Consider the following 14,006-nt stretch of genomic DNA (forward strand, 5'->3'; position numbering starts at 1 on the left):
CGAAGCATTCGGCTGCTGGGAGAGGGGCGACAGGAATGGATGACCGGATCATATCGGCAAATTTAATGATGGAAGACCAGGCGGTGGAGCTGAGCCTTCGCCCCCGGTATTTGAACGAATATATCGGACAGAACCAAGTAAAGGAAAACCTGAAAATTTATATCGAAGCCGCCAAGATGCGCAACGAGGCATTGGATCACGTGCTGCTGTACGGGCCTCCGGGGCTCGGCAAAACGACTTTGGCCAACATTATCGCCAACGAGCTCGGCGTCAATTTGCGCACCACCTCCGGGCCTGCGATCGAGCGTCCCGGCGATTTGGCGGCGCTGCTGACCAACCTGCAGGAAGGGGACGTGCTGTTCATCGACGAGATCCACCGGCTGCACCGTACGGTGGAAGAGGTGCTGTATCCGGCGATGGAGGATTTTGCGCTCGACATTATGATCGGCAAAGGCCCGAGCGCGCGCTCCGTCCGATTGGACCTGCCGCCGTTTACGCTGATCGGGGCGACGACCCGGGCGGGTCTGTTGTCCGCTCCGCTGCGCGACCGCTTCGGCGTCGTCAGCCGGCTCGAATTTTACAACGTGGATGAACTCAGCTACATCGTATCGCGCGGCGCCGACATTTTCGGCATCGAAATCGTGGGGGATGCGGCCGAGGAAATCGCTTTGCGTTCCAGAGGCACGCCGCGGATCGCGAACCGCCTCCTGAAAAGAGTCCGGGACTACGCCCAGGTGCGGGGGGACGGCATGATTACGCCGAAAATCGCGGAAGAATCGCTGAAAATGCTTCAAGTCGACCCGCGCGGCTTGGACCAAATCGACTACAAAATGCTTACTTCGATGATTACGAGCTTCAAGGGCGGGCCGGTCGGCCTCGATACGATAGCGGCCACCATCGGCGAAGAAAGCCAAACGATCGAGGATGTGTACGAGCCGTACCTGCTGCAGATCGGTTTCCTGCAGCGGACGCCCCGGGGCAGGATCGTGACGGCTGCGGCCTATCAGCACCTAGGACTGCCGATGCCCGATCCCCGTTAAATCAATCGCGATTTTAACATTAATTTTGATAAAGACTTCATGGGATGCAAGGAGGAATATTACGAGTGCGAAAATCGACGGTACCGAAGGTAGTTACATGGTGTGGCAAAGGTCTTTTGGCCGTATTGCTGGCCGCCGGCGGCTTGCAGTTGTCCGGCAAGGCATCGGCTCTTTCGGCCGACCAGATCCGGGTCGGTTTGTTCATGGATTTAGGCAGCACGTATAAATCCACGCAGGCGGCAGTGACGCTTTCCTCCGGACAAGCTTGGTCCGTAGGATTCAAAGCGGCCGGAGGGCCATCCTCCGCCTTTGCGCTTGCCGCCGGAGAAGAAGCGCGCTTCAGCATCGACGGCTTTCGCGTGAAGGTGCTGGAAACGAAGGATTTTTCGGCCGCCTCCGCGGCCTACAAAAAACTGGCGGCTACGGCGGACAAGCCGTTTCTGTTTGCGGCCCAGACCTCCGCAGGACAAGTGTACCAGCTATATGCCGGGCCTTATGCAAGCGAGCAGGCGGCCGCTACAGGAGCAGCCCGCACGGCCAAAACCGCGGCCGCTTATCTGGAGGGGCAGGTTCCCGCGGTGAAGGGCCCGAAGCATTTGACCGCCGGTTCTTACGATACGGAAGCGCAAGCGGCGGCAGCCGCAAGCTCCATCAAGGATGCCGGATTTGATGCGATGGTCGCGCTGGAGCAGACGGCCGACGGCGGCAGCCGCTACGCGGTTTGGGTCGGGGAAGCGGCAAACGATCAGGATTTGGCCGCCCTGTCAAGCTCCGCGGCGGCGCAATTGCCGCAATTTGCGCTCTCGAACGCCGATGCCGGCCTTCCGGGTTTGATCATCCGGCAGGATGTCGGCCAAGGGCAACCCGTCAAGCATTTTCAGGTCAGCGGCAAAGACGTCAAAGCATGGGCTTCGAGCAGCGGCTCGGAACTGAAGGTAAAGGAAAGATCAAACCGTTCTTACCGCGGGGCGATGGAGATCAGCGTTTTGAACGGACAGCTGGCGCTTGTCAATGAGCTGCCGTTTGAAGAGTACCTCTATTCGGTCGTCGGCGGCGAGGTGCCGTCCTCGTGGCCTGCGGAAGCACTGAAAGCCCAAGCGGTCGCCGCGCGCAGTTATGCGGAATTTCAAGTGGGGCAAAGCAGCAAGTTTAAAATCGCGGACGTCGTCGACACGACGCTGAGCCAGGCTTACAACGGGGTTTCTTCCGAATCCCCTAGCGTGGTCGAAGCAGTCGACGCAACCCGCGGCGAAGTGATCCGGAAAGACGGGAAAGTGGTCGAGGCGGTGTTTTCCTCCAACGCCGGCGGCGCGTCGGCCGATCCTTCCGAAGTGTGGAACAGCGGCGGGGATGCGTTCGCCAGCGTGCCAAGCGAGGGGGACACGGCCGCGGCGAAGGGCCAAAAAATGTGGTACCATGTGCTGCTCCCTTCCGGCGTCAGCGGCTATGTGCGCGAAGACAACGTAAAAGAGACCGGCACGTTTACCGGCGGCGGACTCGCCAAAGTGACCGTGACGGCCAAAGATACGAACGTTCGCCCGCTGCCGCTGATCCAGTCCGATAAAAGTCCGGTCACCAAAATGAATCCCGGCGATACGGCGGTCTTGCTGGAAAAAGTGAACGAATCCGGCACGTACTCCTGGGTTCGCGGGCCGTTTACGTCGGCCGAGCTGCTTAAAAGCCTGCAGGGCAAAACCCAGACGTCGCCTCCTTCCCCGATCGTGACTCTGGACGTCTCGAAACGCGGGCCCTCGGGCCGAGCGACGGAAATCAAGGCCAACGGCCAGGTTCTCGACGTAAAATATCCGGACCTGTTCCGCTCGGCGCTGGGAAGCCTTCCAAGCACCTTATTTGATATTGTCCAAACCGGGAGCTATACTGTACGGAGTGCCGACGGCACGACGGCCAAAAAGACCGGTTCGTCCGGCGTTGCCGTCGTCTCGGCTTCCGGCCAAAGCACCCTTGCAGGCGGAGGAACGGTCATCCTGAACGGGGACGGCAGCGCACGCAGCGTCGACGAAAACGAAGGTTTTATGTTCGTCGGCCGCGGCAACGGGCATGGCCTCGGACTCTCGCAATGGGGAGCGAAAGGGATGGCTGACGAAGGGTATGGTTATCAGGATATATTGAAACACTATTACCAGAACGTAACTATTACGAAGGAATGACGCAATATGAACGTAGACTTGTACGATTTTAACCTGCCGGAAGAATTGATTGCACAGACGCCGCTCAAGGAGCGGACGGCATCGCGTCTATTGACGCTGAACAAGCAAAACGGGGCGATTGCCCATCATACATTCAAGGATATCGTGGACCAGCTGCATCCCGGCGATACGCTTGTGCTGAACGATACGCGGGTCATTCCCGCGAGATTGTTCGGGACCAAGGAAGATACGGGCGCCAAAGCGGAAGTGCTCCTGCTGAAAAACCTCGGCGAAGACCGCTGGGAAGCGCTCGTCAAACCGGGCAAAAAGCTGAAGCCGGGCACGACGATCGTTTTCGGGGACGAGCTGAAAGCCGTCATCGAAGATGAAGCCGACATGGGCGAACGCGTGCTGAAGTTTTATTATAAAGGGATTTTCCAGGAGATTTTGGACCGGCTCGGCCAGATGCCCCTGCCTCCGTATATCAAGGAGAAACTGGATGACCGGGAACGGTATCAGACCGTATATTCCCGCCATGAGGGCTCTGCGGCCGCGCCGACAGCCGGGCTTCATTTCACGAAAGAACTTCTCGAGGAAATCGAGCGCAAGGGCGTCACGATCGCCTATTTGACGCTTCATGTCGGGCTGGGCACCTTCCGTCCGATGTCCGTCGACAAGGTCGAAGACCATGTGATGCACGCGGAGTATTATTCCGTTTCGCAGGAAACGGTCGACGTCTTAAACGCTGCGCGCAGCCGGGGCGGACGCATCATTGCCGTCGGCACGACTTCGTGCCGGACGCTTGAAACGCTTGGCACCCGGTTTGCGGGCGGGCAGCTCGAGGCTTGCAGCGGTTGGACCGATATTTTCATTTATCCGGGTTATGAATTCAAGGTCGTGGATGCCCTGATCACCAACTTCCATCTGCCCAAGTCCACGCTGGTGATGCTGGTGAGCGCGCTGGCAGGCAGAGAGCATATTTTGCATGCGTACGAAGAAGCGATCAAAGAGAAATACCGCTTTTTCAGCTTCGGCGACGCCATGTTTATTTATTAAGTCCGATCGAGCGGAATCTAAGAGGATGGTATCTATATGACTGCAGCAGTTTATTACGAACACATTAAAACATGCAAACAATCCGGAGCGCGCCTCGGCCGCGTCCATACCCCCCACGGGGTGATCGAAACGCCGACCTTCATGCCGGTCGGAACGCTGGCCACCGTCAAAACGATGAGCCCGGAAGAGCTGAAGGCGATGGACGCGCAAATCATCTTGAGCAACACCTATCACCTTTTCCTGCGCCCGGGCCACGATATCGTCCGGGAAGCGGGCGGGCTGCATCAATTCATGAATTGGGACCGCCCGATTTTGACCGACAGCGGCGGTTTCCAGGTGTTCAGCTTGAGCGAAATGCGTAAAATCACCGAGGAAGGCGTGCATTTCCGTTCCCACCTGAACGGGGACAAGTTGTTCATTTCTCCTGAAGTGGCGATGGAGATCCAGAACGCGCTCGGCTCCGATATCATGATGGCATTCGATGAGTGCCCGCCTTATCCGGCCGAATACGATTACGTCAAAAAATCGCTGGAACGGACGTCGAGATGGGCCGAGCGCTGCCTGAAAAGCCACGCGCGCCCGCATGACCAGGCGTTGTTCGGCATCGTTCAGGGAGGCATGTACGAGGATTTGCGCAAACAAAGCGCGCGGGATTTGACTTCCATGGATTTCCCGGGGTATGCTATTGGTGGACTCAGCGTTGGAGAGTCCAAGCAGCTGATGTATGAAGTGCTGGATTATACCGTTCCGCTCCTTCCGGACAACAAACCCCGTTATTTGATGGGCGTCGGTTCTCCGGATGCCTTGATCGAAGGTTCGATCCGGGGTGTGGACATGTTTGACTGCGTCCTTCCGACGCGGATTGCCCGCAACGGAACGACGATGACCAGCCAAGGACGGCTCGTCGTGCGAAACGCCCAATACGCCAGAGATTTTTGCCCCCTTGATCCTGCATGCGATTGTTATACTTGCCGGAACTATTCAAGAGCCTACCTTCGTCATTTGATCAAAGCCGACGAAACCTTTGGCCTCAGGCTGACATCGTACCACAACCTGCATTTCCTTATCAACCTGATGAAGCAAGTGCGGCAAAGCATCATGGAAGACAGGCTGCTTGATTTCCGCGATGAGTTTTTTGAGCAGTACGGTCTTCATGACAATGATAAAGGTTTTTAATCCGAAGGTTTTTCGGAAGCAGCTGAAACTGAAACGACGGGGTTAATCCATGAAAGGGGGGAAAGGGATGTTCGAAAAATTCGAAAGTTTTGAAATTGCGGCAGGCGCAGGCGGCGCGGCAAGCGGCGGAAGCAACTTCCTCAGCTTGATTTTGCCTCTCGTGTTGATGTTTGCGATTTTTTATTTCCTGCTTATTCGTCCGCAGCAAAAGAAACAGAAAACCCGGAACTCGATGCTCAGCGCATTGAAAAAAGGGGATAAGGTCGTTACGATCGGGGGCCTTCACGGGACGATCATGGAAATCACGGACGACATCGTCGTTTTGCGCGTCAATGACGTCACGAAACTGACGTTCGACCGGAATTCCATCAGCCATGCGATCAGCACGGCGGCAGAAGGCGAAAAATAAGCTGCAGCGACATAACGAATCACAAGATTACTTATGAATTCCATTCATCATGACCAATAAGCGACAATGGAGCGGGTATGCGGAAAAATCCCTATGCCGCTTTCTTTGAAGCGTCCAACGGCATGATGAAATCGGTTATCGCAGCGAAAATGCAGCATCGTTAGCCGAACCAAAGAGGCGGTTCCCGTTCAGGGAGCCGCCTCTTTTATCAGTTGTAAGTATATAACTCTCGTTATTACAATCCGCCGAACATTTTGCGCTGCCGGTGAAGCAGGGATTCGTTTTGGCTTCGCAAGGAAAGCTTGGCGAACAGAATGCCCGCATTGGAAGCGATGAGGCCGAGTATGGTGCCGGCGATCATATCCGTGAGCCAATGAATACCCAGATAGAAGATGCTGAAAATCACGATGATGGCGCTTACCGTCGTCATGATGCCGAAGCGTCTGTTGCCGGAACGCAATCCCAAAACCATCATCGTTACCGAAATGGACGTATGGAGGCTTGGGAAGCAGTTGTTGATGCCGGATAAAGGCCTGTACTCCTGCTCGAAGTTCGGAAAGACCTCCAGCATGAGGAATGACGCTCCGGATGGCGGGTAAGACCACACCTCATTGACCGGGAAAAACAGGTAAAACGGAATCGCGACCGTATAATTGATGATAATCGCGAAGCAGGTGGCCAGCACGAACACTTTATTTTGATCGGAAACATAAACGCCAAGCGATGCGACAAGCAGCGATTGAAAAACCACCACGTAGAAAAAAACGAGGACGGGCGTAAGGTACGGACTGTGGAAAAAGTTCTGAAAATGCTGCACGAAATGTCCTTCCAAGCCGAATACCCAAGGCGTGAAATCTTTATGGTAATTCATGTTTTCTTCGATCTGCAGCTCATATTTGTTCAGCAGAAGAATCCCTACCATGATGAAGAACAGCAGCAAAAACTTGCGCGAAGTAAGCAGCTCTTTAATAAACAGGTAGGCCGCTTTGAACGGGTTGCGGAGCGTACCCAGCCAGATCAGCAGAATCACGGCGACCGCCGAGGCGATGGATATTCCCTGCATGGATTGGTATATCAAATCAGAAAAAGCCTCCTCTTGTAAGAATCAAGTGAACTTAGTGTACCATATTTCAAGAGGAGAGGCCTTATCGATTCACTTATTTTTAAGGTTCACGCCGAACATGCCGCCGATGGCCGCCGAGGCAAACGCCGCGGCAAGCAGCAGCAGATCCCCCGTCTGCAAATGGCTGTCGAGCGCGAGAAAACCGATCATGATGATCAGCGCGCCGTACAAAATGCCCGTCAGGCCGCCTTGGTACCAGCCTCTTTTTCCTGCCCGCTTGCCTGCGACAATCCCCCCGAACAACGATGCAACCGCATGGACTACATAAATGTAGCGGGAAAGGCTTTGTTCGTCCATGCCGCTGGACCACAGCAGGAGAGAAAGGACAAGCGCGCCAAGCATCATCCAGAAAAAAGAATAGTAGAGCCCGGACAGAATCGGATTTGCGATCCGAAAAGAAAGCACGCGCCGGATCATGTGCATAACAGGAACCCCCTTCATCATTCTAGGATTTTTTTCGTCAATCCCCTAAACCATAAGTTAATGTAAATCTATGTCCAAGCCTCCCGGGGTAGTACAAGTAATTTTCCAATTATTAATCCGCGCGGCAGTGCATGCCTGAAATGGACGAAGGCCAAAATACCCATATATCTTCCAACCATATCGCATCAAAGGGAGGGCTTGGGTGTGGCTGCTCACATTTTGGTCACCGTATTTCGGACGGTACTCATGTATTTTGTCATCTATCTGACTTTAAGGATTATGGGAAAACGGGAAATCGGAAAGCTTTCGATTTTCGATCTCGTCATTTCCATCATGATCGCCGAAATCGGCGTTTTTGTGCTGGAAGATATCAAGCGCCCGGTTTTCGACGGGATCGTGCCGATGATCACGCTGGTCATCATCCAATTGATCATCGCCATCGTCAGCCTGAAGAGCAGGAAAGTGCGTTTATGGTTCGAAGGCGAGCCGAGCATTCTTGTGGCCAAGGGCAAGCTCAACCGGGAGGAGATGCGGAAACAGCGGTACAATCTGGACGATTTGCTGCTCCAGCTGCGCGGGAAAAACATCCAAAACATCGCGGACGTCGAATTTGCCATTCTGGAAAACTCCGGACAGCTGACGGTCATTCCCAAATCCCCTTCCGCTTCGCGCGAGGAAACCCGGCAGCCGTTTGGCGGGAACGATCCCCGAACAAGCGGCGGCACGGCTTGGGCGCAGCCCGAGACAAAACGACCCGCAAATCCGCGGCAGGCGGGGAAGATTGCGGCAAACGGCGGATCCAGATCGAAAAAGCTCTTTTTTGCCCCGGCCGGAACCTTCAGTTTCGGCGTGCTTCCCGTTCCGCTGATCATGGACGGAAAAGTGCAGGACGACAATTTGCGGAAGCTGAGAAAAAACCGGTTTTGGCTTAAACATCAAATTCAGCAGCATGGCGTCAAAGAGTTCAAGGACGTATTTTTATGCTCGATCGACCCGAACGGCAAGGTATACGTCGACCCGAAATAAACCTTATGCCGCAGGTTTCCTCGGCTCGTCCGAGCCGAACCATTTGCCGATGACCGGCATTCTTCTCACGTCGCGCGGCGAGACCAGCTTCACGGCAAAAACCGTGACCAGGAACGCAGCCACGCCAACGAGCGCCGATGCAAAAAGCTGAATCCATCCGAAGCCGGCAAACGGAAAATGGCGGAAGGCATACGTCGTTAGGGCAGCCATGATGAGCATGGCGCAAAGCAGTTTCACCATGTCGAAAAGCTTGAAGCGGTAAGCGAGCAGCCGGCTGATGCTAAACCCGTGAAGGACGGTGACGACGATGCTGTTGATGATGATCGCGATGACGGCGCCGTAAATGCCGTATTCCGGCTGGGAAGACAAATACCAGATCAGAAACAGCTTGATCGAAGCGCTGACCAGCGTGTTGAACAGCGCCCTACCGGGGCGGTCCAATGCCTGCAGCGCGGCCTGCAGCGGGGCCTGTACATAGACGAAAAGCGCAAAAGGGGCCAGCATCCGCAGCATCCCCGCGATGTCCGCGCTGTTGTACAACAGCCGGCAAAGCGGTTCGGCGAGCACGTACATGATCACGGAGAAAGGAGCGCCCGTAACCAAGGCGAGCCGGATCGTTTGGTTGAGCCGCTTATGGATCGTCAACCGGTCTTTGCGGGCAGCCGCTTCGGAAAGGGATGGAACCAGCGATACGGCCAGCGAAGAGGTCAAGGCGCCGGGCAGGAGCAGGACGGGAATGATCATGCCCTGCAGCGCGCCGTATTGCGCGGTGGCGACGGACGTGGCGATGCCTGCGATGGCAAGGCTTTGCGCGGTGATAATCGATTCGAACAGGTAAGAAAAGGAACCGACCAGCTTGCCTGCCGTCACCGGAATGTTGATGCCCATCAAACGAGAAAACAAACCCGGGCTTGACGCTTGATTGCGCGAGCCTTTTTCGGTTTTGGCCATCATTGGCCGCTCCTTGCGGAACTGCCATAACAGGGCGAGCAGCCCGAAAAATTCGCCGGCCGTTACCCCAAGCATCGCTCCTGCCGCGGCATAAGCAATCCCCTTGGGCAGCAGCAGATAAGCGAACCATAACGTGCAGCCGATTCTGGCCACGGTTTCGATGATGCTTGAGGCGGCGGAAGGGATCATGTTTTGCTTGCCTTGAAAATAGCCTCTGTAAACGGATGATACGGCAACGATGACAAGCATCGGGCTCATGCTGATAAACGTGTAGTAGACGCGCGAATCCGTCAGGATATGGCTCGTCACCCAGGGCGCAAGCCAGACGGAAAGCGCCATGAACAAAATGCCCAAACCGACGGTCAGCATCAGGCTGACGCGGAGGACGAATTCGGAATTTTGCGGTTTGTTCTCCGTTTCCGCTTCGGATATCAGCTTGGCCACCGCAAGCGGAATCCCGCCGGTGATGATGGTGACCAGCACCAGGAAAAAAGGATATCCGAGCTGGTAAATGCCGACGCCCTCGGCCCCGATGATGCGGGGCAGGGCGATGCGGGGAATAAATCCCAAAATCCTGTTGACGATCCCGGCGGCGAGCAAAATCATCGTGCCTTGGATAAACGTCTGCTTTTTCGATGTCCCCGTGCGAGGTGTTAGCTTGTTCAAATGCGCCACTCCCTTTTTCCGTGCCAGCTCTTTTGCTGCTGCATGCGTTGCGACAGACCTTTTGTATATGGATATGCCGGACTCGTCCATTCATACCAGGACATTTTTGCGCGAGGGTTTGGCGAAAACCGAAAAAAGTCTTGCAATCCAAAAGAAGGAATGGGGCCAAGCGGGGTCGAATGTGGTAGTATAAAAGTATAACTTGGCAGGAAGACACCAGGGAGACGGGGAGGAGGGTGCGCCAGTGAGCCCGGAATATATGAGCGAAAGCGAGATGGATGCCGCCATTGAGGCGTTTTGCCGGAGCAAGGCGGAGGAATTCAGGCTTATCGGTTATGAACATGTGACCAGCAAAGACATCTGGAACTGCATCAGCAGCAAATACGAAAAGGAAGGCATTCCTCCTTTGTATAAGCTGACCAACGATATTCTCTCTCTGAAGGTAACGACATTTATGAACTTTATGACCATATCTGCATATAAAGGTTCCTCTTTCGATTAATGGAGAGGAACTTTTTCAGGTTGGCGGCTAAGCGGATAAGGCCTCTCTTCAAGATCCGGAAAACCTCCCGGCGGGCGGAAACGACAAATATTGATAAATTGACTGCTTTTTGACGCATGGCTATAATAGGAATATTGAGAACGAAAGGGGAACTAGGAACGGCATGAAAAGAATTGCTACTTTCATCATCGTCGTGCTCGTTGCTGCGGGAATCATGGCCTGGTCGACTCCGGGATTGCTGAACGGCGTCCGGCTCGGTCTTGATCTTAAAGGGGGCTTCGAGATTTTGTACGAAGCTTCGCCGCTCGAAGCGGGACAAAAGATTACGAAACAGTCCCTCACGCGTACGGCGGAAAGCCTGGAGAAGCGCGCCAATGCGCTTGGTACCAGCGAACCCGAAGTAACCACTGAAGGTACGAACCGGATTCGCCTTAAAATCGCAGGCGTAACCAACGAAGCCGAAGTCAGAAAGAAAATGAAGGAGCCGGCCTCGCTGACATTCCGCAGCGCGGATGGCTGCAAGGCGCCTGCGGAAAACGCGCAACCGAAAGATATATATTGTAAGGTCGAGCTGGTCGGCAGCGATTTTGTCGAAAACGGAGCTTCCGTAGGCTACGACCAACTCAACCAGCCCGTCATCGATATCAAGGTGAAGGACAAAAAGAAATTCGCGGATGTCACCAAACGTTTGATCGGCAAAAACCTGGCGATCTTCCTCGATGACAACATGCTGTCCGACCCGACGGTCCGTCAAGAGCTGACCGACGGCAAAGCCCAAATTTCCGGCAGCTATTCGATCGAAGAAGCCAAACAAATCCGCGACACGATCAATCTGGGCGCCCTGCCTTTGAAACTGACCGAAAAATATTCTCAAAGCGTAGGCGCGACGCTGGGCAAACAGTCGCTGCAAAAAACGATCGAAGCAGGCATCATCGGTTCCATCGTCATTCTGCTCTTTATGATCGCAATGTACCGTTTGCCGGGCATCATCGCCAGCTTCGGGCTGATCGTGCATACCTGGCTGCTCATCCTGGTGTTCGTCTGGGCCGACTTTACGCTGACCCTTCCGGGCGTCGCGGCGTTTATTCTCGGGATCGGGATGGCCGTCGACGCGAACATCATCACAAACGAACGGATTCGGGAAGAAATCCGCAACGGCCGCAGCATCACCTCGGCGGTCAAAGCGGGGAACAAATCCTCCTTCCGCACGATTTTGGACTCGAACATTACGACGATTATCGTCGGTGCGGTGATGTTCGCGTTTGGGACAGGCGCCGTCAAAGGTTTCGCCCTCGTCCTGATCGTCGAAATCGTGCTGAGCATTTTGACGAACGTGTATTTGACCCACTTCCTGCTTAGTTTGCTCGTCAAGGGCGAGCTGCTCAAAAAACCGAAGCAGTTCGGGGTAAAGGAGAGTGAGATCAATGCACTTTAAGAGAGAATTCGACTTCGTGAAGCTCAGCAAGCCGGCCTTTATCTTTTCGATCGTGCTGACGATCGCCGGCATTATCGCGCTTTCCGCTTTCGGTTTGAACTACGGCGTTGATTTCCGCGCGGGTTCGAACGTGGACGTGAAGCTGTCCAAAAACGTGACGGCTGAAGAGATACAGCCGGTGCTCAGCGCCATCGGAGTGGCCAAAGAAGACGCGCATATCACGCCGGGGGATCAGCGGGTGAACATCCGTTTCACGAAAGTGCTCAAGGAGGATCAGGACGAAAAGCTGAAAGCTGAAATTCAGAAGCTGGACAAGTCTGCATCCTTCGAAATCAACACCGTTGATCCGGAAATGGCCAAGGAGCTCGGCCGGAATGCGATCTATGCCGTACTCATATCCTGTATCGGGATCATCATATACGTAAGTATCCGGTTTGAATGGCGGTTCGCGTTAGCGGCTATCGTCGCGCTTTTGCATGACGCGTTTATGGTCGTAGCGATCTTCTCCATCTTCCGGCTGGAGGTCAGCCTGACGTTCATCGTCGCGGTGCTGACGATCATCGGTTACTCGATCAACGATACGATCGTTATTTTCGACCGGATCCGCGAAAACCTGCGTTTCGGCAAGCAGAAGACGCGCGAGGATTTGGCCAAACTGCTGAACCACAGCGTCAACCAAATGCTGATGCGTTCCTTGTATACGGCGTTTACGGTATTTATCGCCGCGTTTTTCCTGTTCCTGTTCGGCGGAGAATCGATCAAAATGTTCTCGCTGGCCATGGTCATCGGCCTGATCTTCGGGGCATACTCTTCGATCTTCATCGCAAGCCCGCTGTGGCTGTTCTTTAAGTACAAGCAAAAACCTAACCGGAAAGCGGTCAAGCCTTCCAAAGCGTAAGGTTCTTGTACAGGTGAAAGCCGCGTCCCATGCGACGCGGCTTTCGATCTTCCATGTGGAACTCATCAATGGCTTATTCACCTCGAAGAAACGGATGCGGGTGCGTCATAACCGCGCGGATGACATCCATTTCAAGAAAAGAATCGGCATGTTGGGACTGCCGGAGAGGAGGCAAACATGAGCACAGGGCGTTCACATTCTTCCGATACGGTCACCTGGGCGGGAATGATCGGCGATTTGTCGCTTGCCGTTCTTAAAGGGACATTAGGTTATTTCGGGGGAAGCAAGGCATTGCTAGGCGATGCGTTGTATTCCGCTTCCGATGCGGTGACCGCGTTGAACCGGCTCATTCCGCGCCGCATGTCCGCCAAAGCTTGGGGCGCAGGCAAGCAGCCGAAACGCTCGCACCGAACGGAGCCTTTGTTTGCGATCATTTTTGCGGTGCTTGTTCTGATGGGAGGGCTGCAGATCGCGATCGCTTCCATTCGGGAAATCGCTTCGGGAACCATCGACATACCGGAATCGTTTACGCTCATCGCCATTTTTGTGTCGTTGGCCGTAAAGGAAGCCATTTTTCAATTTCAATACCGCTATTCGAAAAAGCAAGGCGACGGGAATCATACCGCTTATGCCGAAGAACATCGCTTTAGCTTGTATACATCATTGACCGTCTGCATCGGCGTCTTTTTGTCCTTGGCAGGCGACGGTTTGCAGGTGAAAGCGCTGATGTACATGGATCCGGTTGCTGCTCTGATCGTGGCGGCTTTGGTGCTCCGCAAAGGGTACCTGATGATCGTGACATCCGTTTACGGTTCGCTTGTGGAGGAAACCGAGCAGGAGGACTCTCTGAATTTCATCGAGACCGTGCAGCGGGTACACGGCATCATCACCGTCGACGATTTGAAGGCCAGGGAGCAAGGACATTACGTAACCGTTGATCTGAAAATCAGCGTCAATCCCCGCATTACGGTGCTAGAAGCAAACGAAATCGCGGAGCGGGCCAAAAAACTGCTGATGAACCGCTTCGTGCATATCAGTGACGTGAATATCCAAGTCGTTCCTTATGATCCCGGCTATCCGTACAAATCCAATCATCAGCTTACGGATAATGACATGCCGACGCTGCTTCAATAACGCGTTTCATCGCGCATCGA

13 protein-coding genes are annotated in these 14,006 nt (G+C 54.4%); 10 read left to right on the forward strand and 3 right to left on the reverse strand.

The genetic code is table 11. The features are described 5' to 3' along the window. Positions 1-35 precede the first annotated feature (35 nt). From ruvB to yajC, 5 genes are all read left to right on the forward strand, one after another. Positions 36-1,040: a Holliday junction branch migration DNA helicase RuvB gene (ruvB, locus tag AC27KL_RS19605; RefSeq protein ID WP_212951810.1), complete on the forward strand. Its 1,005-nt coding sequence runs from the start codon at positions 36-38 to the stop codon at positions 1,038-1,040. A gap of 65 nt (positions 1,041-1,105) precedes the next feature. After that, on the forward strand, positions 1,106-3,208 hold the full coding sequence (locus AC27KL_RS19610; RefSeq protein WP_487170727.1) for a SpoIID/LytB domain-containing protein: 2,103 nt from the start codon (positions 1,106-1,108) through the stop codon (positions 3,206-3,208). Positions 3,209-3,214: 6 nt separating this feature from the next. Continuing rightward, positions 3,215-4,243, forward strand: coding sequence for a tRNA preQ1(34) S-adenosylmethionine ribosyltransferase-isomerase QueA (queA, locus tag AC27KL_RS19615; RefSeq protein WP_487170728.1), 1,029 nt, complete (start codon positions 3,215-3,217; stop codon positions 4,241-4,243). A 36-nt stretch (positions 4,244-4,279) separates the two neighbouring features. Further along, on the forward strand, positions 4,280-5,419 hold the full coding sequence (gene tgt, locus AC27KL_RS19620) for a tRNA guanosine(34) transglycosylase Tgt (protein ID WP_487170729.1): 1,140 nt from the start codon (positions 4,280-4,282) through the stop codon (positions 5,417-5,419). 67 nt (positions 5,420-5,486) lie between these two features. Further along, a complete protein-coding gene (yajC, locus tag AC27KL_RS19625; protein ID WP_339323900.1) occupies positions 5,487-5,828 on the forward strand; it encodes a preprotein translocase subunit YajC in 342 nt (113 codons plus the stop codon). A 235-nt stretch (positions 5,829-6,063) separates the two neighbouring features. Here yajC and AC27KL_RS19630 read toward each other — a convergent pair whose 3' ends face one another. Both AC27KL_RS19630 and AC27KL_RS19635 read right to left on the reverse strand, forming a co-directional pair. Continuing rightward, on the reverse strand, positions 6,064-6,906 hold the full coding sequence (locus AC27KL_RS19630) for a phosphatase PAP2 family protein (protein ID WP_487170730.1): 843 nt from the start codon (positions 6,904-6,906) through the stop codon (positions 6,064-6,066). Positions 6,907-6,981: 75 nt separating this feature from the next. Beyond that, positions 6,982-7,374, reverse strand: a complete 393-nt coding sequence (locus AC27KL_RS19635) for a TIGR04086 family membrane protein (RefSeq protein ID WP_339323902.1) — start codon at positions 7,372-7,374, stop codon at positions 6,982-6,984. A gap of 246 nt (positions 7,375-7,620) precedes the next feature. Between AC27KL_RS19635 and AC27KL_RS19640 the strand changes: the two genes are divergently transcribed. After that, entirely contained in the window at positions 7,621-8,400 is a 780-nt protein-coding gene (locus AC27KL_RS19640) for a YetF domain-containing protein (RefSeq protein WP_487170811.1), read from the forward strand. Positions 8,401-8,403: 3 nt separating this feature from the next. Here AC27KL_RS19640 and spoVB read toward each other — a convergent pair whose 3' ends face one another. Next, positions 8,404-9,957, reverse strand: coding sequence for a stage V sporulation protein B (gene spoVB / locus AC27KL_RS19645; protein ID WP_487170812.1), 1,554 nt, complete (start codon positions 9,955-9,957; stop codon positions 8,404-8,406). 319 nt (positions 9,958-10,276) lie between these two features. Here spoVB and AC27KL_RS19650 point away from each other — a divergent pair, with 319 nt between their 5' ends. From AC27KL_RS19650 to AC27KL_RS19665, 4 genes are all read left to right on the forward strand, one after another. Next, positions 10,277-10,519 (forward strand): post-transcriptional regulator, encoded by a 243-nt coding sequence (locus AC27KL_RS19650; RefSeq protein ID WP_036711300.1) that lies wholly within the window; start codon positions 10,277-10,279, stop codon positions 10,517-10,519. A 163-nt stretch (positions 10,520-10,682) separates the two neighbouring features. Continuing rightward, positions 10,683-11,954, forward strand: coding sequence for a protein translocase subunit SecD (secD, locus tag AC27KL_RS19655; protein ID WP_339323905.1), 1,272 nt, complete (start codon positions 10,683-10,685; stop codon positions 11,952-11,954). Continuing rightward, entirely contained in the window at positions 11,944-12,852 is a 909-nt protein-coding gene (gene secF, locus AC27KL_RS19660) for a protein translocase subunit SecF (RefSeq protein ID WP_487170731.1), read from the forward strand. Before secD ends, secF begins: the two co-directional genes overlap by 11 nt. Before the next feature lie 177 nt (positions 12,853-13,029). Beyond that, on the forward strand, positions 13,030-13,986 hold the full coding sequence (locus AC27KL_RS19665) for a cation diffusion facilitator family transporter (RefSeq protein WP_487170732.1): 957 nt from the start codon (positions 13,030-13,032) through the stop codon (positions 13,984-13,986). Positions 13,987-14,006: the final 20 nt, after the last annotated feature.

The organism is Paenibacillus sp. YAE3, assembly GCF_057546105.1.